23 protein-coding genes are annotated in these 25,696 nt (G+C 70.8%); 3 read left to right on the top strand and 20 right to left on the bottom strand.

Annotation, left to right across the window (positions count from 1 at the left end):
- Window positions 1–148 precede the first annotated feature (148 nt).
- From OG885_RS27880 to OG885_RS27830, 11 genes are all read right to left on the bottom strand, one after another.
- The gene (locus tag OG885_RS27880) at window positions 149–679 is read right to left on the bottom strand and encodes an AAA family ATPase (protein WP_405736353.1); all 531 of its coding nucleotides are present in this window, start codon (window positions 677–679) and stop codon (window positions 149–151) included.
- Complete coding sequence (locus OG885_RS27875) at window positions 679–801, bottom strand: hypothetical protein (protein ID WP_329338516.1); 123 nt, start codon at window positions 799–801, stop codon at window positions 679–681. The genes OG885_RS27880 and OG885_RS27875 overlap by 1 nt, the downstream gene beginning before the upstream one ends.
- Complete coding sequence (locus tag OG885_RS27870; protein ID WP_405736351.1) at window positions 798–3,107, bottom strand: xanthine dehydrogenase family protein molybdopterin-binding subunit; 2,310 nt, start codon at window positions 3,105–3,107, stop codon at window positions 798–800. The genes OG885_RS27875 and OG885_RS27870 overlap by 4 nt, the downstream gene beginning before the upstream one ends.
- Window positions 3,104–4,741: a 2Fe-2S iron-sulfur cluster-binding protein gene (locus OG885_RS27865; protein ID WP_405736349.1), complete on the bottom strand. Its 1,638-nt coding sequence runs from the start codon at window positions 4,739–4,741 to the stop codon at window positions 3,104–3,106. The genes OG885_RS27870 and OG885_RS27865 overlap by 4 nt, the downstream gene beginning before the upstream one ends.
- A complete protein-coding gene (locus tag OG885_RS27860) occupies window positions 4,738–5,631 on the bottom strand; it encodes an FAD binding domain-containing protein (RefSeq protein WP_405736343.1) in 894 nt (297 codons plus the stop codon). Before OG885_RS27860 ends, OG885_RS27865 begins: the two co-directional genes overlap by 4 nt.
- A gap of 225 nt (window positions 5,632–5,856) precedes the next feature.
- Window positions 5,857–7,467 carry a beta-N-acetylhexosaminidase gene (locus tag OG885_RS27855; RefSeq protein ID WP_405736341.1) on the bottom strand — a complete coding sequence of 537 codons (1,611 nt, stop codon included), beginning with the start codon at window positions 7,465–7,467 and terminating at the stop codon, window positions 5,857–5,859.
- Window positions 7,468–7,482: 15 nt separating this feature from the next.
- Window positions 7,483–8,328, bottom strand: coding sequence for a carbohydrate ABC transporter permease (locus tag OG885_RS27850; protein ID WP_405736339.1), 846 nt, complete (start codon window positions 8,326–8,328; stop codon window positions 7,483–7,485).
- A gap of 11 nt (window positions 8,329–8,339) precedes the next feature.
- The gene (locus OG885_RS27845; RefSeq protein WP_405736336.1) at window positions 8,340–9,230 is read right to left on the bottom strand and encodes a carbohydrate ABC transporter permease; all 891 of its coding nucleotides are present in this window, start codon (window positions 9,228–9,230) and stop codon (window positions 8,340–8,342) included.
- The gene (locus OG885_RS27840) at window positions 9,227–10,519 is read right to left on the bottom strand and encodes an extracellular solute-binding protein (protein WP_405736333.1); all 1,293 of its coding nucleotides are present in this window, start codon (window positions 10,517–10,519) and stop codon (window positions 9,227–9,229) included. The genes OG885_RS27845 and OG885_RS27840 overlap by 4 nt, the downstream gene beginning before the upstream one ends.
- Window positions 10,520–10,741: 222 nt before the next feature.
- Window positions 10,742–11,029: a DUF3039 domain-containing protein gene (locus OG885_RS27835; protein WP_079309856.1), complete on the bottom strand. Its 288-nt coding sequence runs from the start codon at window positions 11,027–11,029 to the stop codon at window positions 10,742–10,744.
- A gap of 29 nt (window positions 11,030–11,058) precedes the next feature.
- Window positions 11,059–11,631, bottom strand: a complete 573-nt coding sequence (locus OG885_RS27830) for a YqgE/AlgH family protein (protein ID WP_399961588.1) — start codon at window positions 11,629–11,631, stop codon at window positions 11,059–11,061.
- A 252-nt stretch (window positions 11,632–11,883) separates the two neighbouring features.
- Here OG885_RS27830 and murA point away from each other — a divergent pair, with 252 nt between their 5' ends.
- Window positions 11,884–13,230: a UDP-N-acetylglucosamine 1-carboxyvinyltransferase gene (gene murA, locus OG885_RS27825; protein WP_405736329.1), complete on the top strand. Its 1,347-nt coding sequence runs from the start codon at window positions 11,884–11,886 to the stop codon at window positions 13,228–13,230.
- Between the two features lie 99 nt (window positions 13,231–13,329).
- Here the strand turns inward: murA and OG885_RS27820 are convergent, their stop codons facing one another.
- From OG885_RS27820 to OG885_RS27795, 6 genes are all read right to left on the bottom strand, one after another.
- Window positions 13,330–13,611, bottom strand: coding sequence for an HU family DNA-binding protein (locus OG885_RS27820; RefSeq protein ID WP_007382399.1), 282 nt, complete (start codon window positions 13,609–13,611; stop codon window positions 13,330–13,332).
- Window positions 13,612–13,970: 359 nt separating this feature from the next.
- Window positions 13,971–15,386 (bottom strand): NAD-dependent malic enzyme, encoded by a 1,416-nt coding sequence (locus OG885_RS27815; RefSeq protein WP_405736326.1) that lies wholly within the window; start codon window positions 15,384–15,386, stop codon window positions 13,971–13,973.
- A 304-nt stretch (window positions 15,387–15,690) separates the two neighbouring features.
- Window positions 15,691–18,045 carry a HelD family protein gene (locus OG885_RS27810; RefSeq protein ID WP_405736324.1) on the bottom strand — a complete coding sequence of 785 codons (2,355 nt, stop codon included), beginning with the start codon at window positions 18,043–18,045 and terminating at the stop codon, window positions 15,691–15,693.
- An 83-nt stretch (window positions 18,046–18,128) separates the two neighbouring features.
- On the bottom strand, window positions 18,129–18,956 hold the full coding sequence (locus tag OG885_RS27805; protein ID WP_405736322.1) for an anti-sigma factor family protein: 828 nt from the start codon (window positions 18,954–18,956) through the stop codon (window positions 18,129–18,131).
- Window positions 18,956–19,477: a sigma-70 family RNA polymerase sigma factor gene (locus OG885_RS27800; RefSeq protein WP_010039908.1), complete on the bottom strand. Its 522-nt coding sequence runs from the start codon at window positions 19,475–19,477 to the stop codon at window positions 18,956–18,958. Before OG885_RS27800 ends, OG885_RS27805 begins: the two co-directional genes overlap by 1 nt.
- Window positions 19,478–19,837: 360 nt before the next feature.
- Window positions 19,838–20,419 (bottom strand): CGNR zinc finger domain-containing protein, encoded by a 582-nt coding sequence (locus OG885_RS27795; protein WP_405736320.1) that lies wholly within the window; start codon window positions 20,417–20,419, stop codon window positions 19,838–19,840.
- 191 nt (window positions 20,420–20,610) lie between these two features.
- On the opposite strand from OG885_RS27795, the gene OG885_RS27790 reads away from it, so the two are divergent.
- Window positions 20,611–21,135, top strand: a complete 525-nt coding sequence (locus OG885_RS27790; protein ID WP_405736318.1) for a DUF1772 domain-containing protein — start codon at window positions 20,611–20,613, stop codon at window positions 21,133–21,135.
- Here the strand turns inward: OG885_RS27790 and OG885_RS27785 are convergent.
- From OG885_RS27785 to OG885_RS27775, 3 genes are all read right to left on the bottom strand, one after another.
- Window positions 21,084–22,238, bottom strand: a complete 1,155-nt coding sequence (locus OG885_RS27785; protein WP_405736315.1) for a uroporphyrinogen-III synthase — start codon at window positions 22,236–22,238, stop codon at window positions 21,084–21,086. The two genes, OG885_RS27790 and OG885_RS27785, sit on opposite strands and share 52 nt — an antisense overlap.
- A 121-nt stretch (window positions 22,239–22,359) precedes the next feature.
- Window positions 22,360–23,742, bottom strand: a complete 1,383-nt coding sequence (locus OG885_RS27780; protein ID WP_405736313.1) for a nitrate/nitrite transporter — start codon at window positions 23,740–23,742, stop codon at window positions 22,360–22,362.
- A 193-nt stretch (window positions 23,743–23,935) separates the two neighbouring features.
- Window positions 23,936–24,841 carry a hypothetical protein gene (locus OG885_RS27775; protein WP_405736310.1) on the bottom strand — a complete coding sequence of 302 codons (906 nt, stop codon included), beginning with the start codon at window positions 24,839–24,841 and terminating at the stop codon, window positions 23,936–23,938.
- A gap of 177 nt (window positions 24,842–25,018) precedes the next feature.
- Here OG885_RS27775 and OG885_RS27770 point away from each other — a divergent pair, with 177 nt between their 5' ends.
- Window positions 25,019–25,696: a hypothetical protein gene (locus tag OG885_RS27770; RefSeq protein ID WP_405736308.1), complete on the top strand. Its 678-nt coding sequence runs from the start codon at window positions 25,019–25,021 to the stop codon at window positions 25,694–25,696.

The raw sequence follows: 25,696 nt of genomic DNA, 5'->3' as shown, positions 1-25,696 counted from the left end.
GCGTGCGAGCTCTGTGTCCCCGAGCAGGGCAGGGCGGGTTCGTCGTGAAGATCTCGCCGTCGTCCCCCACAGACCGGAACACTACGCCGAGCCACTGACAACGCCTCACGACAAGGCCTCACGACAACGCCCCACGACCAAGAGACGCTCAAACCACCTCGGCGCGTTGCCTTCCCGTGAGAATCGCCTCCACCGTCTCCCCCACCGAAAGCTCCGAGGTGTCCAGCCAGAGCCCGATCCGGGGCGTCCGGGCCCGCAGCTGCCGGTCCAGTTCCCGCACCGTCCAGGCCGCCCCGTACCCCGACTTGGCGCGCCCCGCCTCCCGGGCGGCGACCGTCTCGGGGCTCGGGGCGAGGACGACGACGTACAGCGGGCGGGTGCGGACGAGCCGGACGTACGCGGCCAGTTCCTCCCCCAGCACCACGTCCTGCACGACGGCCGTGAACCCGGCGTCCGCGTAGGCGTCCGCGGTCGCCGCCGACAGCCGGTAGCGCAGCCGGAGCTGGGCCTCGCCCTCGCCGCCGCCTCCGGGCACGTACTCCTGCCGCCCGGAGACGACCATCCGGCGGAAGACGTCCCCACGGACGTGCGCGGCGCGCGGCAGCCGCTCGGCCAGGGCTTGCGCGACCGTCGACTTGCCGGACGCCATGACACCGGTGACCAGCACGACCCCGCGCATCACGTCAGATACACGCCACCGAGCACGACCACCAGCGCCGCGAGCGCGAACACCAGGATCCACACCAGCAGCTTCCCGACGCTGGGCGGCGGTTCGTAGCGCTGCGGATCCTCGGAGCTCACTGTCCCGTCACCACCGCGGCCTGCGGGCGGATCGGCAGCCGGTTCACCGGGCGGCCGGTGGCGGACCGGACGGCGGAGGCGATGGCCGCCGGTGAGGTCACCACCGGCACCGCGCTCACCGCCTTCGCGCCGAAGGGCGCGACCACGTCCCGTTCCTCGACGAGCTTCACGATCCGGATGTCCGGGGCGTCCAGGGCCGTCGGCAGCGCGTACCCGGTGAGGTCGGGGTGGCGGATCAGGCCGCGCGCGGTGCGCAGGTTCTCCGTCAGCGCGACGCCCACGCCCTGGGTGACGCCCGCCTCGATCCGGGCGGCGAGCTGGGCCGGGTTGAGGATGCGGCCCACGTCCTGGGCGACGGCGAGTTCGACGACCCGGACCGAGCCGAGTTCGATGTCGACGTCGACCACCGCGCGGATCGCGCAGAAGGCCATGCCGACGAAGGCGTCGCCCTGCCCCTGCTCGTCGAGCGGTTCCGTCGGATGCGGGCGGCACTGGGCGGTGGCCCACAGTTCCTTGCCGTCCAAAGCCTCGGTGACGGTGGTCGACAGGACCCCGTCGTACGAGGTGATCTTGCCGTCGGTGATCTGGAGCAGCTCGGTGGACATCCCGAACTTGTGCGCGAGCGGCTGGAGGAGCTGGGTGCGGACCATCTTCGCCGCGCGCTCCACCGCGCCGCCGGAGACCCAGGTGTGGCGTCCCCGGCAGCCCGCGCCGGCCGGGGGCTGGTCGGTGTCGACGGGGGCCACGTGGACCTCGTCGATACCCAGGGTGTCCTGGACGATCTGGCGGGCCAGTGTGGTGAAGCCCTGGCCGGTCTCGACGGCCGCGCAGAGCACGGTCGCGATGCCGTCGTGGACCTTGACGGTGGCCGTGGAGACCTCGTCGGCGCCCTCGGCGCCCAGCATGTGCACCATGCCCAGGCCGTAGCCCACACCCCGGCGGATCGCGCCCGGTTCGCCCGCGCCCTCGGGGCCGCCGGGCAGCAGCCACTCGTCCTCGGGGGTGTCCTTGGGCAGCGCGGGCAGCGGGAAGTCCCGTACGGCCTGGAGGAGTTCGGCGACCGGGGCCGGGCAGGTCACGGTCTGGCCGGTCGGCAGGACGTCGCCGGTGGCCATGGCGTTGCGCAGGCGGAGTTCCGCCGGGTCGATGCCCAGCTTCTTCGCCAGCTTGTCCATCTGGGCCTCGTAGGCGGCGCACACCTGCATGGCGCCCTCGCCGCGGACATGCCCTGAGGGCGGGTTGTTGGTGCGCACCGCCCAGCCCTCGATGAAGGCGTTCGGGACGACGTAGGGGCCGCAGGCGAAGCCGACGGCGGCGGCGAGGGCCTCGGAGGACGTGTCGGCGTAGGCGCCCGCGTCGAGCAGGATCTGCGCCTCGACCTTCACCAGCCGGCCCTCGGCGTCGGCGTGGTGGCGGTAGCGGAGCAGGGTCGGGTGGCGGTGCGCGTGGCCGAGGAAGGACTCCTCGCGCGTGGCCGTGAGTTTCACCGGGCAGCCGGTCTTGAGCGCGAGCAGGCCGAGCGGGAGCTGGACGCCCTGGTCCTCGCGGTCGGCGGTGGCGCCGGGGACACCGGTGACGACGATCTTGACGCGCTCGGGTTCCAGGCCGTAGCAGGAGGCGGCGGTGTCCCGGTCGGTGTGCGGGTCGGTGGAGGCCAGGTAGAGCTCCACGCCGCCGTCGGGCCGGGGCACGGCGAGTCCGGCCTCGGCGCCGATAGGGGCCGGGTCCTGGCGGCCGATGCGGTACTGGCCCTCGACGACGATGTCGCCGGTGGCGGCCGGGTCGCCGTGGTGCAGCGGGATGTGCCGGATCAGATTGCCGTCGGCGTGCAGCGGCTCGGCCTCGAAGGCCTGCTCGGGGTCGGTGACCGGTTCGCGTACCTCGTACTCGACGATGACGGCCGCGGCGGCCATCCGCGCGGTGTCGGGGTGGTCGGCGGCGACGGCGGCGATGGGTTCGCCGTGGTGGCGTACGACCTCGGAGGCGAAGACCGGGCGGTCCGCCTTGCCGCGGCCGTACAGCGGGTGGCCCGGCACGTCCTCGTGGGTGATGACCGCGCGGACGCCGGGCATGTCGCGCGCGTGGGACGTGTCGATGGACACGATGCGCGCGTGCGGGTGCGGGGAGCGCAGCACGGCCGCCCACAGCAGGCCCTCGGCCCACAGGTCGGCCGCGTACGGGAACGTGCCCTCGGTCTTGGCACGGGCGTCGGCGGCCGGGAGGGACGCGCCGAGGCCGTGCGGGATCGGCTCGGGGGCAGGGGCTGCCTCCGCGGGGGTGGTCGCGGTGGCGGCTTCGTTGCTCACGCCTGGCCTCCGTCCGGTCCGTACGCCTGGTCGTGCCGCGGCTCGAAGGCCGACGGGTTGACACCGCCGGCTCCAGGACCCGCCTGATGGGGAATACGTGCCTCGTCGCCGTTCGACTCGGAGTCCCCGGCGGCGTGTGCCTCCCGCTCGGCGACGACCTCCTGGACGGCGTCGACGACGCCCCGGTAGCCGGAGCAGCGGCACAGGTTGCCGCACAGCGCCTGGCGGGTCTCCAGCTCGGTCGGCGCCGGATTGCCCTCCAGCAGGTCGTGCACGGTCATCGCCATGCCCGGCACGCAGAAGCCGCACTGCACCGCGCCGCACCGGGCGAGCGCCCGCTGCACGTCGGAGGGGCGGCCGTCCTCGGCGAGTCCCTCGACGGTACGGACCTCGCTGCCGGCGGCGGTGACGGCCGGGACCAGGCAGGAGGCGACGAGTCGCCCGTCGACCTGGACGTTGCAGGCCCCGCACTCGCCCTGCGAGCAGCCGTCCTTGGCGCCGGCGAGGCCGAGGCGCTCGCGCAGCACGTAGAGCAGCGACTCGCCGATCCAGGCGTCGGTCACGGGCCGGTCGACGCCGTTGACGCGCAGGACGTATGCGGCGAGGGGGTGTTCTTCGCCGGGGAAGGCGGGGGCTTGTTCGGCGGTGTGCTCCTCCGCCTCCTCCGCGCCCTCCGCCGTGGGAGCGGCGTCGCCGTCCTGGGCGTGCTCGGCGAGCGGCTCGGAGGCCTCCTCGGCGGCTTCCACGGCCCCTTGGGCGCCCTCGGGGGCGTCGTGCGGGCCGGGATCCTCACCGTCGCCCGGAGCGGGCTGTGAGGCGGCCGTGGCGGGGGCGCCGTCGGGGGTGTGAGCCCGCGGCGCGTCGGGGTCCGGTGCGGCGGCCGGGTCGGGGCCATCGGGCACCCGCTCCGGGGCGTGCGCGTCCGGACGCGGCTCCACGCGTGCGTGGAGGTCCACGTTCCCCGCGTCGGCGCCCGGCGGGACGGGCAGGTGTCCGTCGCCGCCCGGCTCGCCGTGCTCGCGCAGCTGACCGTGCTCGGCTCCGGGGCCCGTCGGCTGTCCGGTCTCCGGCGCGCCCGTGTCCCACGGCTGTCCCGTCTGCGTCGCCCAGGGTGCGGGCGCGCCGCCGGGCAGGGTGGCCGGCGGGGTGCCGCCCCACTGCTCGACGAGGGACGACGTGGTGAACTCGCCCGATTCATCCGGAAGATCACCCCCGGCGACGGGGATGGACCACTGTCCGGTGACGTCGTGGCCGGGCGCCGGAGCGGACTCCGAGGCGTCCTGGAAGGTCCACTGCCCGGTCACCCCCGGGTTGTACGTGAACTGGTCGTTCCCGGCGGTGTGCCCGTCCTGCGGCACCGCGTTCGGGTCGGGCCACTGCGTGCCGCCCGCGGGGGCCGCCCACGGACCGGCGGCGGGGTCGGCTCCCGTGCCCGGCGCCACCGTTATCTGCGGCGGCACATAGCCGTGGCCGGGCGCCGCGAGCGGGCTGTCGGAGGCCAGCAGGGCGTCGATGCCACCCTCGGGGAGCTTCACGAAGGCGGTGGCGCCGTCGTCGTAGTCACCCTGGGGCAGCGGGTCCCAGCGGCCGCCGCTGTGGGGCGCGCCGCCCTCCGCGTGCTGGTCGTCGGTCACGACAGTGCCCTCCCCAGTGCTCGTCGGGCCAGCGCGGCGACGGTGCGCCGCAGGTGCAGTACGGCGGGCGGAAGCGGCTGCACGGAGCCGTCGGGCTCCGGGACCGGGTCGGGGATGCAGGCCGCGGCCACGTACTCGCCGAAGGCGTGCAGCGCCTCCGGGACGAGCGCGCGGCTGTTGTCCCAGTCGATCAGCCGGCCGACCCACTGCTCGGCGTCCAGGGGCCGCAGCGGCATCGGCGCTATGGCTCCGACGGCGCACCTGACGCCACGCCGGGCGGGGTCGAGGACGAGCGCGACGGAGGCGATGGCCCGCCCGGGGCCGGTGCGGCCGGTGGCCTTGAGGAAGACCTGCGGGGCGTGCAGCAGCGGCACGCGCACGAAGCCGATGAGTTCACCGCCGCGCAGCAGGTCCATCCCGGCCAGCAGATGCGACACCGGCAGTTCCCGGCGGGCGCCGTCCGGGCCCGCGATGATCAGCGTCGCCTCCAGGGCGGCCAGCACCGGGAGCGCGTCGCCGGTGGGGGACGCCGAGGCGATGTTGCCGCCCAGGGTGCCCGCGTTGCGGATCTGCGGCGGGCCCGCGGCGCGCGCGGAGGCGGCGAGCGCGGGGATGAGGGCGGCGAAGTCGGGGCGGCCCATGCGTGCGTGCGTGAGCCCGGCGCCGAGCAGGGCGTGCCCGTCCTGGTACTGCCAGCCGCGGATCTCGCTGATCCGGCCGAGGCCCACCAGAGCGGCGGGCCTGAGCTGGCCGGAGTTCACCGCGGCCATGAGATCGGTGCCGCCCGCGACGGGCACGGCGGCGGGCGTGGCGGCCAGCGCCGCCACGGCCTCGTCGAGCGTCGTGGGCAGCGTGACGGCCTGCGCCGCCTGCGGTGCGTGCGTGGTCAAACCGGCTGCCCCTTCCCGCTGCCCCACCTGGTCCCACCTGTTGCTGCCGTACGGTACGTGCTGACAGGGCGGACGTGGCAACTCTGGCACATCTTCGCGGGGCCCGAAGAACGGGGTCCGGTAGACGGCATTCGCCCACCTCATCAGGGAGATGGTCCGTTTTCGTACGGCATCACCGGTGTGAGCGAATTGCCTCTCTTCAGTGATCCTGCCGGGGTTTCTGCACTACTTGTTCGGTGGGGGCCCCTCGATCGGGCGACCGGGCACTCCGGGGCGCCGCTGCCACGGCAGCGGACCGGCGGGCGGCCGGTAGCCGACGCCGAGCGCGTCGAGTCGCCGGTAGTGGGTGGCCATCCGCCGCTCGAAACCAGCGAAGTCCCGCTGTCCGGGGGCCGGCAGGGCGCTCCAGGCGACCTCGGCGAAGGCCGCGAGCCGGGGGAACGCCTGGTAGTCCACGCGCGCGTGGTCCTCCATCACCTCGGTCCACAGGTTGGCCTGCGTGCCGAGCACGTGCGCCGCCTCGTCCGCGGTCAACTCCGCGGGCACGGGCTCGAAGCGGTAGACGTCCTCCAGGGTGCGCACATAGGCGATGGGCACCGGCTCGTCGGGACCGCCGGCCTGCCGGTAGTCCAAGTAGACGTGCTGCTCGGGGCACATGACGACGTCGTGGCCCGCGCGCGCGGCCGTCACCCCGGCCCCGTACCCGCGCCACGAGGAGACCGCCGCCCCGTCGGCGAGGCCGCCCTCGAGAATCTCGTCCCAGCCGATGAGCCTGCGCCCGCGCGCGGAGAGCCAGGTGTCGAAGTGCCGCACGAACCACGCCTGAAGTCCGTCCTCGTCACCGACCCCGAGTTCCTTGATACGGGCCTGTGCCGTGGCCGACTGCCGCCACTGGTCCTTGAGGCATTCGTCACCGCCGATGTGGACGAACTCCCCGGGGAACAGTTCCAGGAGTTCCTCGAAGACCCCTTCGTAGAAGCGCAGGGTGTTGTCAGTGGGGGCGAGTACGTTCGGAGAGATCCCCCAGTTGTCCCAGACGGAGAGGGAAGTCGTGTCGATCACATCGGTGTTGCCGAGTTCCGGGTACGCGGCGATGGCGGCCTGCGAGTGTCCGGGTACGTCGATTTCGGGGACGACGGTGATATGCCGCTCGGCGGCGTAGGCGACGATCTCCCGGATGTCGTCCTGGGTGTAGTAGCCACCGTGCGGCTTCTCCTCCCACAGCGGCGAGGCCCGGTGGCCGAATTTCGTACGCGCCCGCCATGAGCCGACCTCGGTGAGCCGGGGGTGCCGCTTGATCTCGACGCGCCAGCCCTGGTCGTCCGTCAAGTGGAAGTGGAAGACGTTGAGTTTGTGCGCGGCCATCAGGTCGAGGTAGCGCAGGACTCCGTCCTTGGGCATGAAGTGCCGGGCGACGTCCAGCATGAGGCCGCGCCAGCGGAATCGGGGGGCGTCCTGGATCTCCGTCAGGGGCAGCCGCCAGGTACGGCCGGGAAGGGGCGCGCGCCGGAAGGCGTCGGGGCCGAGGAGCTGACGCAGCGTCTGCGCGCCCCAGAAGACACCGGCGGGCGAGCCGCCCTGGAGGTGGATGCCGTGGGGGGCGATGACCAGGCGGTAGGCCTCGTCGGCCAGTCCGGGCCGGACGGACAGATGGAGGACGTCGTGCTCGTCCCCCTTCCTGGGCGGCAGGCTGAGCCCGGTGGCCGCGCCGAGCGTCGCGCGCAGCCAGCGCGCGGTGCCCTCGGTGCCCGGCCCGGCCTCGATCCCGAAGCCGTCGCCGAGTTCGAGGAAGCCCTCGGCCCGCTCGGTCCGGTCAGGTGCCGGAATGAGATCCATGAATGATCAGGCCTTTCAGTCCTTGACCGCTCCGCCCAGCCCGGAGACCAGACGTCGCTGTACGAGTACGAAGAACACCAGCACCGGAATCGTCATCACCGTGGACGCCGCCATGACCCCGCCCCAGTCCGGCTCGTCCGGCTTGTAGAAGACCAGCAGGGCCATCGGCAGGGTCGACTGGGAAGTGTCGCTGATGAGGAACGACTTGGCGAAGAGGAAGTCGTTCCAGGACGAGATGAAGGAGAACACGCTCGTCGCCACCAGCCCCGGGAGGACGAGCGGGAAAAGGATCTGCCACAGGAATCGCGCCCGGCCCGCCCCGTCGATGTACGCGGCCTCCTCCAAGGCCTCCGGCACCGCTTTCACGAACCCTCGCAGCATCCAGATCGCGAAGGGCAGCGAGAAGGCGATGTGGGGCAGGATCAGCGACCCCAGCGAGTTCAGCAGACCCACGTCCCGCATCTGGAAGAACAAGGGGATCGTCAGCGCCTCCACCGGCACCATCTGGGCCACCAGAAACATGATCAGCAGGGTGGTCCGGAAGCGGAACCGGAATCGGGTCACGGCGGTCGCCGCGAGAAACGCGATGAACGCGGAGGCGATCACCACACTGCCCGCCACGACAAGGCTGTTGACGAAATACCGACCAAAATCCTGCTGCCCGAACACGCGCCGGAAGGAATCCAGAGAAGGCGAAAGCGTCCACGGCCGCGGCTCGCTCGATTCGATCTCCCCGGCCGGTCTGAAGGCGCTCAGCACCATCCAGTAGAGGGGGAAGGCGACGACGGCCGCGATCAGCAGTGCGGACACTTCTGCCGCGAACCGCCACGGGCGGGCCACAAGGCCCCGAAGAAGATTCACAGCTCCTCCCCTCACAGCTCCTCCCCCTGCCGGCGCAGCAGCCGCAGATAGCCGAGGGTCACGGCGAGCAGGATCAGCAGCATCACGACCCCGATCGCCGAGCCGAGGCCGTACTGCGAGGAGGCGAACGCCTGCTGGTAGGCGTAGACGTTCAGGACGAGGTTCTGGCCCGCGATGCCGCCGCCGTTCGTCATGACGTAGATCTGCGTGAAGACCTTGAAGTCCCAGATGACCGACTGGATGGTGACGACCACCAGGATCGGCCGCAGCATCGGCGCCAGCACCGAGCGCCAGACCCGCCACTGCGAGGCGCCGTCGAGGGAGGCCGCCTCCAGTACCTCGGCGGGGACGGCGCGGATACCGGCGTAGACGGTGACCATCACGAACGGGAAGGAGCACCACACCACTTCGAGCAGGACGAGCAGGAAGGCGGAGTAACGCCCGTACGTCCAGGAGTGGTCGCCGAGGCCGAGGATCCGGTTGACCGGCCCGAAGTCGGGGTCGAACAGGAGCAGCCAGACCGTCGACCCGGTCACCGCCGGTGTCGCCCACGCCCCCAGCGCGGCCAGCATCAGCGCCAGCCGCGGCACGGCACGCACCCGGGTGAGCAGTACGGCGAGCGCGCAGCCGACGGCGAGGGTGGAGACGACGCAGGCGGCCGCGAAGACCACGGTGGCCAGCAGCACCTGCCAGAACTGCGGGTCGGCGAAGAGCGCCGAGTAGTTCCCGAACCCTTCGAAGGCGGTGGGCTCACCACCGCTGACCTGCGCCTGGGTGTACCGGAAGAAGGAGATGAGCCCGAGCTGATAGATGGGATAGACGAGCAGCCCACCGAGGGCGACGAGAGCGGGGGCCAGATAGAGCCACGGCGTCCAGGTGGTGCGGTGGGTCACCGTGGTCATCCGGCGGCGCCGAACGCGTCGTCCATCTTCTTCGCCGCGTCCGCCGAAGCCGCCGCCACGTCCTTCCTGCCGCTGATGACCTCCTGGAACATCGTCGGCAGGACGAGGGAGGAGTCGATCTGCGACCAGGCGGGAGACGCGGGCACGAACTTCGTCCCGGCGCCCAGCGTCTCCACGAACGGCTTCACGAACGGCTCCTTCTGCGCCGCCTGTTGCCGTACGTCCCCGAAGGTCGGCAGGAAGCCCATCGCGTCGAAGAGCGCGGCCTGGGTCTTCTTCGACGCCAACCGCTCCATCAGCTGCACCGCCAGCGTGCGGTGCGAGGTGCTCTTCAGTACGCCGATGTTGTTGCCGCCCGCGAAGGCGGGAGCGATGGAGCCGGACGTGACGCCGGGCAGCGGCACCACCGCGTACTTGCCCTTCACCTTGCCCGCCTCGACCGCCGCGTGGCTGAAGTCGCCGCCGATCGCCATGCCCGCCTTGCCCGCGGCGAACGCGGTGACCGTGTCGTTGCCGCCGAAGCCGGCGCACTTGGCGGCGGGACAGTTGTCGTCGGAGAACAGGGAGGTGTACGCCTTGATGCCCTTGCGGGCGGCGGCGCTGTCGATCGCCGAGGTGTACGAGCCGTCCTGGGCGGTGGCGATCTCACCACCGTCGGCCCAGACGAACGGCATCGCGCCGTACGTGTAGGCGCCGCCGACGACCAGGCCGTACAACTCGGGCTTGGCGGCGCGGATCTTGCGCGCCGTCGCCGCCAACTCGGACATGGAGCGGGGGACTTCCAGGCCGAGTTCCTCGAAGACGTCGGTGCGGTAGTACAGGGCGCGGACGCCGACGTAGAAGGGCGCGCCGTAGATCTTGCCGGCCACGGTGACGGACGTCCTCGCGGTGGGGTCGGTGTCCTTGGCCTCGGGCCAGGCGCCGAACTCCTCGGTGATGTCGAGCAGTCCGCCGTCCCGCACATAGCCGGCGGTGTCGGTGTTGCCGTACTCCATGACGTCGGGAGCGGACGCCGGGTCGTTGAAGGCGGCCTTGACGCGCTGGGCGCGGGTGTCGACCGGGATGTACTCCACGTCGACCTTCGTGCCCTCATGGGCCTTCTCGAAGGCGGCGACCACGGAGTCGACGACCTTCTCCTTGGGCTGGTTGCCGACCTCCTGGAAGAGCCAGACGCGCAGGGTGCCGGTCTTGTCGTCCTTGTCGGAGGACGAGTTGGAGGAGGTCTGGGGAGCGCAGGCGGTGAGGGCGAGGGCGGTCAGGAGCACGGTCAGCCGGGGGGAGAGCTTCATGGAGTGGGGCCTCCGAGCAAGAGTGCGTTGCGTTGCAACATATGCAATGGCGGTTTCGCTCTGCACAACGGAGGCTAGGGACTACATGAACATGCCCACAAGAGGTCTCCACCACTTCGTGACATGCGAAGGACTGCGAAAAGGCATGCGAAAGGCCCTCGGGGCGCGCCTGAACGCGCCCCGAGGGCCTCACAAAGCTCGGCTCAGCCGGACAGGCGGGACCTACTTGTCGCCGCCGCCCTTGCCGTCGCCGTCCCCGCCGGCGCCCATGGACTCGTAGATCTCCTTGCACATGGGGCACACGGGGTACTTCTTCGGGTCGCGGCCCGGTACCCACACCTTGCCGCACAGCGCCACGACGGGGGTCCCGTCGAGGGCGCTCGCCATGATCTTGTCCTTCTGGACGTAGTGGGCGAAGCGCTCGTGGTCGCCGTCGCCGTGGGACACCTGTGGCGTCGGCTCTACGAGGGTCCCCGTACCAGTCCCGCGCTCGGGCTCAAGAGTGCTCATGAAAGCCAGGGTACTGAAGGTCACACGCTTCAGTTGAGTGAAGGGTCGTCCGGATACGTGGCCACCATCGCCAGCTCGTTGCGCTGACGGCGCAGGACCTCGCGCCAGAGGGTTTCCGGGGACGGGGAGGAGACATCGCCGGGTTCGGACTCGACGACGTACCAGGCGCCCTCCACCAGCTCGTCCTCCAGCTGGCCGGGCCCCCAGCCGGCGTATCCGGCGAAGATCCGCAGGGAACCGAGGGCCGAGGCGAGGAGTTCCGGCGGGGCCTCCAGGTCGACCAGACCGATCGCGCCGTGCACCCGGCGCCAGCCCAGCGGGGCCCGCTCGCCGGACGCGCCGCCCGGGATGACGGCGACGCCGAGCGCCGAGTCGAGGGAGACCGGGCCGCCCTGGAAGACGACCCCGGGCTCACCGGCGAGGTCGGCCCAGCCCTCCAGGATGTCGCCGACGTCCACCGGCGTCGGCCGGTTGAGGACGACACCGAGGGAGCCCTCCTCGTCGTGGTCGAGAAGGAGCACCACCGCACGGTCGAAGTTCGGGTCCGCCAGGGCGGGCGTTGCCACGAGCAACCGCCCTGTGAGCGAGGACACCTCGGTCATGCCAGACATGATCCCGCATCTTCCCGCGAAAGGGGGTGGCAATGCCCTTACGGCGGAGGATGCAGCTCAGAGCGCAACCACGCGCCCCTCGCGCGCGCCCGCCACCGTGACCCCATGTGCCCGCCGGGGAACGGTTCGTGTTGTGACACAGCTATGACGTGGCTGAGCGGTACTTGGGCTTACGGAAGGGGGGTGGACGGCGATTACCCTTTCCTTTCTGGCCCCTGCCCCACCAATCGGAACGCGAGATACATGACCGTCAACGGCAATGACGACGTACTGCTTGTCCACGGCGGCACCCCGCTGGAGGGCGAGATCCGTGTCCGCGGTGCGAAGAACCTCGTACCGAAGGCCATGGTCGCCGCCCTGCTGGGCAGCGGGCCGAGTCGACTGCGCAACGTTCCGGACATCCGTGACGTGCGTGTCGTACGCGGTCTGCTGCAACTGCACGGTGTGACGGTCCGTCCGGGTGAGGAGCCCGGCGAACTGGTGATGGACCCGACCCACGTCGAGAGCGCGAACGTCGCTGACATCGATGCCCACGCCGGGTCGAGCCGTATCCCGATCCTCCTGTGCGGCCCGCTGCTGCACCGCCTCGGTCACGCCTTCATCCCCGGTCTCGGCGGCTGCGACATCGGCGGCCGGCCGATCGACTTCCACTTCGAGGTACTGCGGCAGTTCGGCGCGACGATCGAGAAGCGGGCGGACGGCCAGTACCTGGAGGCGCCGCGGCGGCTGCGCGGTACGAAGATCCGGCTGCCGTACCCCTCGGTCGGCGCGACCGAGCAGGTGCTGCTGACGGCGGTACTGGCGGAGGGCGTCACCGAACTCTCCAACGCCGCGGTGGAGCCCGAGATCGAGGACCTCATCTGCGTCCTGCAGAAGATGGGCGCCATCATCGCGATGGACACCGACCGCACGATCCGCGTCACCGGTGTGGACACGCTCGGCGGCTACAACCACGCGGCGCTCCCGGACCGCCTGGAGGCCGCCTCCTGGGCGTCCGCCGCGCTGGCGACCGAGGGCAACATCTACGTCCGCGGCGCCCAGCAGCGGTCGATGATGACGTTCCTCAACACCTACCGGAAGGTGGGCGGTGCCTTCGAGATCGACGACGAGGGCATCCGGTTCTGGCACCCCGGTGGCCAGTTGAAGTCCATCGCGCTCGAAACGGACGTCCACCCGGGCTTCCAGACGGACTGGCAGCAGCCGCTGGTGGTGGCGCTGACGCAGGCGACCGGCCTGTCGATCATCCATGAGACGGTCTACGAGTCCCGGCTCGGCTTCACCTCCGCGCTGAACCAGATGGGTGCTCACATCCAGCTGTACCGCGAGTGCCTGGGCGGCAGCGACTGCCGTTTCGGCCAGCGCAACTTCCTCCACTCGGCGGTCGTCTCGGGCCCCACCAAGCTCCAGGGCGCCGACCTGGTCATCCCCGACCTCCGCGGCGGCTTCTCGTACCTCATCGCGGCCCTCGCCGCGCAGGGCACTTCGCGGGTGCACGGCATCGACCTGATCAACCGCGGCTACGAGAACTTCATGGAGAAGCTCGTCGAGCTCGGCGCGAAGGTCGAGCTTCCGGGCAAGGCGCTCGGGTAACCAGCCCACGTACGCCAATGGGGCGGCCGACCCTCACCGGGTGGCCGCCCCATTGGCGTTACTCGCGCCTCGTACGTCGTCCCGGACGTACCGTCAGGCTCACTTGCCCTTGGCGGCTTCCTTGAGCTTGCTGCCAGCGGAGACCTTCACGCTGTAGCCGGCCGGGATCTGGATCGGGTCGCCGGTCTGCGGGTTGCGCGCGGTGCGAGCGGCACGGTGGGTGCGCTCGAAGGTCAGGAAGCCGGGGATGGTGACCTTCTCGTCGCCCTTGGCGACGATCTCGCCGACGGTCTCGGCGAAAGCGGCCAGAACGGCGTCGGCGTCCTTGCGGGTCACCTCGGCGCGGTCGGCCAGCGCGGCCACCAGCTCACTGCGGTTCATGTTCTTACTCCCGTGTTCTTCTTGCCGTTGAGGCGTGCCACGCGGCGGAGCCGCATGTTGGGCGCTGTCGTTTGCCGATGCGCTCGCGCCCAGGGACGCATCCTGCCCCTACCTGCGGCGGGAAAGCCAATCCGGCACCCGTAGGAGTCGTGAGAACACCCTAGGGAGTCACACGAAAGGCCTGCGCGTGCCCGCCAACCTAACGGGCGGCCCTCGGCCTGCGGTTCCGCGACGCGCCGATGCAGGGGCCGTGGTGGTGATGCTCACAAGCCCGCATGACCACCCACAGCCCTTGCACAGTACGACACGGCTACGACAACGGGACGAGGCGCCCGGTGCTACGGAGCGGGCGCCCGGTGCTACGCCGTGGCGCCCGCCGCCTTCGCCGCCTCGCGCACCGCACCGGCGACCGCGCCCGCGACCTTGTCGTTGAAGACAGAAGGAATGATGTAGTTCGGGTTCAGCTCGTCCGCGGTGACCACGTCCGACAGGGCGGTCGCGGCGGCCAGCATCATCTCGGTGTTGACCGTGCGGGACTGGGCGTCGAGGAGACCGCGGAAGACACCCGGGAAGACCAGCACGTTGTTGATCTGGTTCGGGAAGTCGGAGCGGCCGGTGGCCACAACCGCCGCCGTCTGGCGGGCGATCGCCGGGTCCACCTCGGGGTCCGGGTTCGCGAGCGCGAACACGATCGCGCCCTCGGCCATCGCGGCCACGTCGTCCCCGTCGAGCACGTTGGGCGCGGAGACGCCGATGAAGACGTCGGCGCCGCGCACCGCTTCCTTCAGCGTGCCGGTCAGGCCCTCGGGGTTGGTGTTGTCGGCGATCCAGCGCAGCGGCGAGTCCGCGGCGGCGTCGACGAGGTCCTCGCGGCCGGCGTGCACCACGCCGTGGATGTCGGCGACGACGGCGTTCTTGACGCCCGCGGCGATCAGCAGCTTGAGGATGGCCGTACCGGCCGCGCCGGCGCCGGACATGACGACGCGAATGTTCTCAATTGCCTTGCCGGTGACGCGAAGTGCGTTCTTCAGGGCGGCGAGGACGACGATCGCGGTGCCGTGCTGGTCGTCGTGGAAGACGGGGATGTCGAGGGCCTCGCGCAGCCGGGCCTCGATCTCGAAGCAGCGGGGTGCGGAGATGTCCTCCAGGTTGATGCCGGCGAACCCGGGGGCGATCGCCTTGACGATCTCGACGATCGCGTCGGTGTCCTGGGTGTCCAGGCAGATCGGCCAGGCGTCGATGCCGGCGAACCGCTTGAAGAGGGCCGCCTTGCCCTCCATGACCGGGAGCGCGGCCTTCGGGCCGATGTTGCCGAGGCCCAGCACGGCCGAGCCGTCCGTCACGACCGCAACGGAGTTGCGCTTGATGGTGAGGCGGCGGGCGTCCTCGGGGTTCTCGGCGATCGCCATGCAGACCCGGGCCACGCCGGGGGTGTAGATCATCGAGAGGTCGTCGCGGTTGCGGATGGGGTGCTTGGACGCCATCTCGATCTTGCCGCCGAGGTGCATCAGGAACGTACGGTCGGAGACCTTGCCGAGCGTGACGCCCTCGATGCCGCGCAGCTGCTCGACGATCTCGTCGGCGTGTGCCGTGGAGGTGGCCGCGATGGTGACGTCGATCCGGAGCTTCTCGTGGCCGGAGGCGGTCACGTCGAGGCCGGTCACCGAGCCTCCGTGGGACTCGACGGCCCCGGTGAGCTGGGAGACCGCGGTTCCGCTCGCGGGCACCTCCAGCCGGACCGTCATCGAGTAGGAGACGCTGGGCGCCGTTGCCATGGCCGACTTCCTCTGCTTTCACCTGTGACGCTGTGTCGCTGTCCTGCCGTTTGCCGTCCGATCGTCGCACCTACTGATGAGTAGGCGTTAGCCGCGCTGGATTGCGAACGTTTTGTTCACAGCGAAAGAGGCCCACGTCCTGGGACGTGGGCCTCTCGCGAGTCAGTGACACCGACCCGCCATGCTCGCCTCGCGGCAAGTGGTCCCTCTAAGGGACGAAGGTTGGGCCCGGGGGCTTGGATCGAGCCGGTGTCACACCCAGGCTAACAAACGGATCCCGTAAGGCCATTCCCATCCCGAGAGTTCAATCTCTCAGCAGATCGGGCACCCCGTTCGGGTTTGGCTGGTCCCGCTCCCCCGACACGATCGTCAGCTGCTGGGTGGCCCGGGTCAGGGCCACGTACAGCACCCGCAGGCCCGCCGGGGACTCGTCCGCGATCTCGGCCGGGGAGACGACGATCGTGGCGTCGTACTCCAGGCCCTTGGCCTCCAGGCTGCCGAGCGCCACCACCCGGTCGCCGAGGCCGGTGAGCCAGCGGGCGGCCTCCTCGCGGCGCTGCATGGCGACGACGACGCCGACCGTGCCGTCGACGAGGTCGAGGAGGCGGGCCGCCTCCGCGCGGACGGTGGCCGCGAGGGACTCCGCCACCACCGTGAAGCGGGGCTCGACGCCGGTGGAGCGGACGGCCCGCGGGGACGTGGAGCCGGGCATGGCGAGGGCCAGCACCTTGGCGGCGAGGTCGGCGATCTCCGAGGGGTTGCGGTAGTTCACGGTGAGCTCGAAGCGGCGGCGCGGACGGGTGCCGAGGGCCTCGTCGCGGGCCTCGGCCGCCTCGTCGGGGTCGGACCAGGAGGACTGGGCCGGGTCGCCGACGACCGTCCAGGTGGCGTGCCGGCCGCGGCGGCCGACCATGCGCCACTGCATCGGGGTGAGGTCCTGTGCCTCGTCGACGATGACATGGGCGTACTCGGTGCGCTCCTGGGCGAGCCGCTCGGCGCGCTCGCGCTGGGTCTCCTCGCGGACCGGCATCAGCTCCTCCAGGCCGCTGAGCTGGTCGAGCGGGTCCAGCTCGCGCTTCTTCCGGGGGCGGGCCGGGGTACCGAGGATGGCCTGGAGCTCGTCGAGCATGGCGATGTCGTGCACGGAGTGGCCGTCCCGTCTCAGGGAGCGGGCGACCCTGCGGACCTCGCCGGGGTTGAGGACACGGCGTGCCCAGCGGCCGAGGCGGCGCTCGTCGGCCATGGCCGCCAGGACGCCCTTCGGGGTGAGCTCGGGCCACCAGGCGCCCAGGAAGTCGATGAAGCTGTCCTCGGAGCTGACGTCCTCGTCGAAGGAGGAGCGCAGCTCGGCGGCGAGCTCGGGGTCGGTGTGCCGGCCGGCCGCACCGGACTGCGCCCACAGCGCGTCCAGGAGGAGCTTGCGGGCGCGCGGGCGCAGCAGGTTCACGGGCGCGGTGCCGCCGAGGGCGTTGTGGCGGATGCGGTCCAGGTCCGCGGACTCCAGCTCCAGGCGGCGCCCGAAGGCGACGACGCGCAGGCGGGTGGGGGTGCCGGCGGGACGGGCGGTGTCCGCGTCGTCCTCGCCGAGGGCGAGCTGACCGCCGGCCGGCCTGGTCTCCAGCGCGCCTCGTGCCGCCTTCCGCAGGACCTTGAGCATGCGGTACGAGCCCTTGGCGCGGGCGGTGGCCGGGCTGTCGTAGAGCGTGGCCTCGGCGCCGTCGACGAGGGAGCCGATGGCGCGGATGGCGACCTGGCCCTCCTCGCCCAGCGACGGGAGGACGCCCTCGGTGTAGGCGACCAGCAGGGGCGTCGGCGAGACGATCAGGATGCCGCCCGAGTAGCGGCGCCGGTCCTGGTAGAGGAGGTAGGCGGCGCGGTGCAGGGCGACAGCGGTCTTTCCGGTGCCCGGGCCGCCCTCGATGTAGGTCACGGAGGCCGCGGGGGCGCGGATGACCAGGTCCTGCTCGGCCTGGATGGAGGCGACGATGTCCCGCATGGTGTGGCTGCGGGCCTGGCCGAGGGCGGCCATCAGGGCGCCGTCGCCGATGACGGGCAGCTCATGGCCGTCGAGGAAGGCCGTCAGCTCGGGGCGCATCAGGTCGTCCTCGACACCGAGGACGCGGCGCCCCTTGGAGCGGATGACCCGGCGGCGCACGACCCGGCCCGGGTCGACCGGGGTCGACCGGTAGAAGGGCGCCGCGGCCGGGGCCCGCCAGTCGATGACGAGCGGCGCGTAGTCGGAGTCGAGGACGCCGATACGCCCGATGTGGAGCGTCTCGGCGATATCGGCGGTGTCGTCCGCCCGTACGGCGCCTTCGGCGGGCTCCACGGCGGTGTAGGCGCCGTCGGGGCCCTTCTTGCCGTCCCTGCCGAGGAGCAGGTCGATACGTCCGAAGAGGAAGTCCTCGAACTCGTTGTTGAGGCGGTTGAGGTGGACGCCGGCCCGGAAGACCTGGGCGTCCCGCTCGGCGAGCGCGCCGGGCGTACCGACCTGGCCGCGCTTGGCCGCGTCGTCCATGAGGAACTCCGCCTCGTGGATCTTCTCCTCGAGGCGTCGGTAGACCCGGTCGAGATGGTCCTGTTCGACGCTGATCTCCCGGTCACGAACGGAATCGTGATCCGGACCGACCGCGGTTTCCTGCTGAGCCTGAGCGGCCACCGGGCCCCCTTCTGACGTGCTGGGCAGCCGTCAACATTAAGTGAAGGGGGCCGGTGGAAGCTACGCGTCGGCTGTCACGCCTTCTACGCGTCGACCTCTACGAGCTTCTTGCCGTCGAAGGTCATGACCTCGAAGTGGTCGATCTGGTTCGGGTCGAAGGCCGCGCCGCCGTGGACGTAGAGGGGCTGCTTGGCCTCTTCGGTCTTGGCGTTCGCGATGCCGTAGCCCCAGTTCGGGACGGACCAGGAGGTGACCGTCTCGCGCTCGCCGTTCTTGCCGACGGCGATCAGGGAGCACTTCTGGGGGCCTGTCACGTTCTTCAGCTGAAGGACCGCGTGGGTGCCCCAGTCCTTCTTCTCCACCGCGACGGTCGCGGTGACGTCGGTGCTGGGGTCGGTCGCGGTGACCTTGTCCTTGATGACGTCGAAGGCTTCCTTGGCGGGGCTGCTGGCGGTGGTGTGCGCGGAAACGTTCCCACCCGAGTTGTCGCCCGTCGCTCCCACCGCGACCAGCGGGCCGCCGATGATCAGCGCGGCCGCCGCGGCCACCAGGTAGAAGCCGCGCCGGCGCTTCTGGGCGCGGCGGTCGGCGACCTCGTCGACCAGCTTGTTCACCAGCCGTGGGCTGGGCTTGGCGGACAGCGACTCGCCGATCGCGGGTGTCCCGGTCCCGGGCAGGTCCGCGAGCGCGGCCAGCATCGGTTCCATCCCGGCGAGTTCGTCGAGCTGCTGGGCGCACCATTCGCACCCGGCGAGATGCACCTCGAAAGCGGTTGCCTCGGCGTCGTCGAGGATCCCGAGGGCGTAGGCGCCGACGGTCTCGTGCTCGCTCGGCACCGGAGATCCCTGCATAGCCCCAGACATACCCGAACCACCTGTGCCGAATCCCTGGTTTCCCCCGTAAACACTCATCACGCCGTCACCCCCCGCTCCTCCAGTGCCAGCTTCATCGAACGCAGGGCATAGAAGACCCGCGAGCGGACGGTGCCGCTGGGTATACCGAGCGTCTCGGCCGCCTCATTGACGGTACGCCCCTTGAAGTACGTCTCGACGAGCACCTCCCGGTGCGCGGGAGTCAGGTCGTCGAGCGCGTCCGACAGCGTCATCAACCACAGCGCCTTGTCGATCTCGTCCTCCGCGGGGATGACCTCCAGCGGCGACGGATCGACCTCCTGCGGCCGGGCCTGCCGGCTTCGGTGGCCGTCGATGACGATGCGCCGGGCAACCGTCACCAGCCAGGGGCGTACAGATCCGGTCGCTCGATTGAGCTGACCGGCGTTCTTCCAGGCACGGATCAGCGTCTCCTGCACAACGTCCTCGGCTCTTTGCCGGTCTCCGGCGACCAGCCTCAGCACATAGGCGAGCAGGGGTCCCGCGTGCTCTCTGTACAGAGCACGCATGAGCTCCTCATCAGGTTCCGAGGGCTGGGACATGCGATGTCGGGCCCTCGATCCACGTTCATTGGCCACGACGGAATCCTTGCGCACGCCCACCTCCGATGTCCGGGGGTTCCCCCGACCGGTCGCTCAACACGGGGTACGGACGCGGGCGGTTGTGTGTTCAAAGTGACGTGACAGTTTTCTTCCGAGTGACGTGACGAGGGGGACATGAACGCACATTCCCACCGTGCGATCTTTACATTTCCACCACATCGGCAAGATCGGCTCGACTGCCCGTGACGCGGCGGGAGTAAACGGCGTGTAATCGAAATCACTTCGACTCCCGTTCCACAGAAGCCGCATAACGGACCCTCAGGCGCGGGCCCCGGACCCCCGGGCGTGAATTTCGGGCCCTCAGGCGCGGGCGAGGGCCGCGCGTCGGCGGTGCCGGGCGACTCTTTCGCGGTTCCCGCAGATCTCACTGGAGCACCAACGCCTCCTGCGCCCCCGTGAGGTGTCGAGGTACACGATCGGGCAGTTGTCGCCGGCGCACTGCCGCAGCCCCGCCCGCGCGAGCGGATCGGTGAGCAGTTCGACGGCGTCCCGCGCGATCGCGCCGAGCAGGGCGGCCAGTTCGGGCGGACCGGTCAACTGCCGTACGAGAGTGCCGTCCTCGGCCGACACGGCACGAGGGGCCGGGGGCGCGGCACGGGCGAGCTCGTTGACACGGGCGAGCGCGATGTCCGCACCGGTGGACCCCGTGCGCACCAACTGACCCAGCCGTCCCCTCAGTTCGCGGAAGGCCACCAGCCAGGAGACGCCGGCGTGGGTCAGCGGGGTGTCCGCCGGGACCAGCCCCGAGCCGACGATCCAGGCGCACAGCACCTCGACCGAGTCGAGCCGTTCGACGGGATGGGTGGTCGCGAGGAGATCGAGACAGATCCGCCCGGCGTCGAACCGCAGCTCGTACGGGGCCGCGGCCGTATCAAGTGCCATGTGCCTGTCACCACCTAGGGGTGCCGTGAGAAAACGGTTCCCTCTCACAGTGCCCTCCCGCCCGCGCCGCCGGAAGTCCCCGTACCGGCGGGGCGTATCGGTGGGACGTACCGGCGGGGCTGGACGCAGGCGTATGGGGCTGGGCGTCTCGGCCATGTCGGCGGTGTTCTCCGGCCCGTTGACTGGAGGGCATGACGAAGCAGAGCGGGACGACAGGCGCGGTACTGGGTGCGGCCACGGTCGCCATGGGGCTGATCGCGGGGACCTTCTACGTGTTCGCGTGCGCGGTGATGCCGGGCCTGGCCCGCAGCGACGACCGGGTCTACGTCGAGGTCATGCGGAACATCAACGACGTCATCCAGAACCCGGTGTTCATGCTGAGCTTCCTCGGGGCGCTGCTGCTGACCGGGGTGGCGGCGTGGCAGGGCCGGGGGCAGTCGCACCGCCGGTGGGTGTGGGCGGCCCTCGCCGCGTACGCCCTCGCCTTCCTGGTGACGGTCGCCTTCAACATCCCGTTGAACAACGGTCTGGACACCGCCGCCGATCCGGCCGCCGCCCGCGAGGAGTTCGAGGACGCGTGGGTGGCCTGGAACGTCGTGCGGGCCGTGCTGTCGACGGTGGCGCTGGGCTGTCTGGCGAGGGCGCTGCTGGTGCGGGGGCGGTCCTACACGTCCGAGTACTTGGCGTCGGCGGCGGGGTCCAGGGCCAGTCGGTAACCCCGCTTCACCACCGTCTGGATCAGCTTCGGAGCGCCGAGCGAGGTGCGCAGGCGGGCCATGGCCGTCTCCACCGCGTGCTCGTCACGGCCCGCGCCGGGCAGCGCCCGCAGCAGCTCCGCACGGGCGACCACCCAGCCAGGCCGCCGGGACAGCGCGCGCAGCAGTGACATCCCGGCCGGCGGTACGGGGCGCAGGGCGCCGTCGACGAGGACCGCGTGGCCGCGGATCTCGACCCGGTGGCCTGCGATGGGCAGGGTGCGGGCCCGGGCCGGGAGTTCCTGGCACAGGAGCTGGACGAGGGGGCCGAGGCGGAAGCGCTCGGGCTGGACGGTGTCGACGCCACGGGCCTGGAGCGGGAGGGCCGTGACCGGGCCCACGCAGGCCGGGAGGACGTCGTGGTTGAGGGCGGCGAGCAGTTCGGGGAGCAGCCCCCGCTCCTCGGCCCGGGTCAGCAGGGACGCTGCGGCGGGAGCGCTGGTGAAGGTGAGGGCGTCCAGGCCCCGGGAGACGGTGGCGTCCAGGAGACGGTCCACCGGCCCGATGTCCTCCGGCGGCATCCACCGGTAGACCGGCACGCCGAGCACCTCCGCTCCCGCGGCCCTGAGCGCCTCCACGAACCCGGGCAGCGGCTCGCCGTGCAGCTGGATGGCGATACGGCGGCCCTCGACGCCCTCCTCCAGAAGCCGGTCGAGCACCTCGGCCATGGACTCGGACGACGGCGACCAGTCCTCGGTCAGCCCGGCGGCCCGGACCGCGCCCTTCACCTTGGGTCCGCGCGCCAGCAGCTCGATGCCGCGCAGCCGTTGGAGCAGGTCCTCGCCCAGCCCCCAGCCATCGGCGGCCTCGATCCAGCCACGGAAACCGATCGCGGTCGTGGCGACCACGACGTCCGGTACCTCGTCGATGACCTGCTTGGTCGCGGCGAGCAGCTCGCTGTCGTCGGCGAGCTGCACGATCCGCAGGGCCGGTGCGTGCAGGACGGCGGCTCCCCGTCGCTGCAGCAGCGCGCCCAGCTCGTCGGCCCGGCGCGCGGCTGTCACCCCTACGGTGAAGCCGGCCAGGGGGCCGTGTTGTTCTGGTCGCTGCTCTTCGTCGTACATAACTCTCGTCCCGCACTCGAGTCGTTTGCACCTACACCGGCTGTGATGGCACCTGCGTGCCGACCGAGCCTGTCAACGGTGCGTGACAGGCTCGGTTCGGCTTCATTGCGCCGGTGTTACGTCACACCTCGGCATAGCTGAGCTGCGGCTTCGTCTCGGCGGCTGCCGTCGTCTCGGCCTTGGCGGCCGTACGGCGAAGGTATACGGCCCAGGTCACCGCGAAGCAGAGGGCGTAGTAGACGAGGAAGGTGACGAAGGCGCCGGTGCCGGAGCCGTTCGACAGGAAGGACTGGCGGAAGGCCAGGTTGATGCCCACCCCGCCGAGCGCGCCGACCGCTCCGATGAGGCCCATGGAGGCGCCGGAGAGCCGGCGGCCGTGGGCGGCGGCCTCGTCGCCCTGGAGCCCCTTGGCGAGGGCCTTGGCGTGGAAGATGCCGGGGATCATCTTGAACGTCGAGCCGTTGCCGAGCCCGCTGAGGACGAACAGCACCACGAAGACGGAGACGAACAGTCCGAGCGACTTCTCCTGGCTGGCGAAGATCAGCACACCGGTGGCGGCGGCCATGCCGACGTAGTTGTAGAGGGTGATCTTCGCGCCGCCGTACTTGTCGGCGAGCCAGCCGCCGAGCGGGCGGATCAGGGAGCCGAGCAGCGGGCCGATGAAGGTGAGGTACGCGGCCTGCAGCGGCGTACGGCCGAACTGGACCTGGAGGACCTGGCCGAAGGCGAAGGCGTACCCGATGAACGACCCGAACGTCCCGATGTAGAGGAAGGACATGATCCAGGTGTGGCCGTCCTTCGCCGAGTCGATGGCGGCACCGGTGTCGTTCTTCACCGTCGCGAGGTTGTCCATATAGAGCGCGGCGAGGGTGGCGGCGAGGAGGATCAGCGGGATGTAGATGCCGAGCAGCACGCGCGGGCCGCCGCTGGCGCCGATGACGGCGAGGGCGATCAGCTGGATGACCGGGACGCCGATGTTGCCGCCGCCCGCGTTCAGTCCGAGCGCCCACCCCTTCTTACGGAGCGGGAAGAAGGCGTTGATGTTGGTCATGGAGGAGGCGAAGTTACCGCCGCCGATGCCGGCCAGCAGACCGACGAGCAGGAAGGTGGAGAAGGAGGTCCCCGGCTTCATCACGGTGAACGCCGCGATGGTGGGGACGAGCAGCAGCCCGGCGGAGACGATGGTCCAGTTCCGGCCGCCGAAGAGGGCCACGGCGAAGGTGTACGGGACGCGGACGACGGCGCCGACGAGCGTGACCATCGAGGTCAGCAGGAACTTGTCGGCCGGGGTCAGGCCGTACTCCGGGCCCATGAACAGCACCAGCACGGACCACATGGTCCAGATCGAGAACCCGATGTGCTCGGAGAGGACGGAGAAGAGGAGGTTGCGGCGGGCGACTTTCTCGCCCTTCTCCTTCCAGAAGGTCTCGTCCTCCGGATCCCACTCCTGGATCCAGCGACTGCCCCTGGTCGGGGGTGCGGGGGCTGTACTCGGGGCTGTCATGCTGCCTCCACGGTGCTTCGGGGCTCGGGGCTCTCTGAGCGGCTGATCCCGAAGGTAGGGAGGGCGCGTTTCCTTGCTGTGGCACTGGGTGACCGGAAAGGAACTTTGCTCTCACCCGGCGCGGAGGCGGGGTGAGAGGTACTTGCGGCCGTTTGTTACGAACAGCTCCCAGTGGCGTGGGTCACCCCAGAGGTCACTGCTGCGGCGCCTGCCAGTTGGGGTTCTGCTGGGGGTAGGGCTGCTGCGGCGGGTACGGCTGCTGCTGCGGATAGGGCTGCTGCTGCGGGGCGTACGGGCCGGGGGCGGGCGAGGGCTGCGGGGGCTGAGGGTAGCCGTAGGGCTGGGGCTGAGGCTGGGGCTGGGCGTATCCGGGCTGGGGCGGGTACGGCTGCTGGGCGTATCCCGGCTGGGGCTGCTGGCCGTAGCCTGGCTGAGGCTGCTGCCCGTATCCCGGCTGGGGCTGGTTGCCGTACGGGCCGGCGGCGAAGGGGTTCGCCTGGCCCGGCAGCTGAGCGCCCGGCGGCAGATACCGCACCCGTCCGTCCCCGTCGGTGACCGGCATGAACCCGGCGGCCTGGAGCCGGCCGGCGAACTTGACGTTGCGCTTGCCGTTGACGACGAACCCGATGCCGAGCGCCGCCAGGAGCACGACCCAGATGACGGCCGCGACGACGAAGTCGTCGGACTGGCCGCCGAAGCGGTACGCGAGGACCAGACACGCGACGCTGACGCCGGCGACGGCGTATCCCATGCGCTTCTTGGCCTGCCCCGTGAGGTCGAAGTTGATCCGGGCCTTGAGGAGTTCGAAGGCGTCCGGGATCAGGGGCGGCACGGAGACACCGTCGCTCGCGTTCGGGTACTGCGCCCAGTTCTGCGCGGCGCGGCCGCGGGCCTGCGGGCTGGGATCGGGGACGAGCAGCATGACGAGGGCGTTGTTCCGGCCGCCGCTGTGTCGTACGTCGGCGTACTCGTACCCGAACTGCTGGGCGATGAAGGCGAGTCGGGCGAGCTTCTTCACGGAGGCCATGGGGCTGGTGAGCTCGACGGCCTCTCCGCTCGCCATCAACCGCAGCATCTTCTGCACTTGCCGCTTGCTCATCGTCGTCCGCTCCCCACCGGCCGGGAGACGCCCCGGCCACCCCGTTCACTTCCGCAACCGGGGCAGTCTCGCACGCCGTATGCCACGGGGAAACCGCTGTCCCCGGCGGTTTACGGGTTCTTGGCGCGCGTACCCACGCCGGTAACCTCTGGGTCACCTGTGACCTGTGGGGGGACTGTGCGAAGACGAGCGCTGGCGGCGCTGGCGTGCCTGGTGGCGGTGGCCGGGTGTTCGGGGAGCGGCGGTGAGGGGGACAACCGCTCCGGGCAGGAGATCCTCGACGAGGCCAACAAGACGATGGACGGGCTGACGTCCGTGACCGTCGAAGGGACGACCACCAACCCCGAGGGCAAGGGTTTCACCGCCCGCATCACGACCGACCTCCACAGCAAGTGCACCTCGAAGGTCACCTGGAGCTGGAACGACGCCGCCATCGAGCAGATCCGGATCGGCGAGACGGACTACGTCCGCCCGAACCGCGCGTACATCGAGTCGTGGTCGAAGAAGTCGATGGACGGTCCCCAGAACATCTGGTTCAAGACCCCCGCGAGCGAGGCCGAGCCGGGCGACGGACTGTCCGACTGCCCCCGCGACTTCTCCTCCTTCGGCACGGCGAAGCGAGGCGAGTTGACCGAGGTCGACGGCACCCCGGCGATCTCGGTGATCGTGACCGACAAGTCGGTGAAGACCGGGAAGTACACGTTCTACGTGGCCACGGAGGGCAAGCCGTACCTGCTGAAGGTCGTGTACAAGGGGTCGGACTTCCGTACGACCACCAGCTACAGCGCCTTCGACGAGCCGCTGGACGTGCGGGCGCCCGCGAAGGTACTGGACACCAGTGCCTGGAGCCACTGA

The organism is Streptomyces sp. NBC_00028, from assembly GCF_045041065.1.
In the GTDB taxonomy this organism is placed as follows: Bacteria; Actinomycetota; Actinomycetes; order Streptomycetales; family Streptomycetaceae; genus Streptomyces.
The sequence above is the reverse complement of the archived record's forward strand: the minus strand, read 5'-3'. Positions and strand labels throughout refer to the sequence as shown.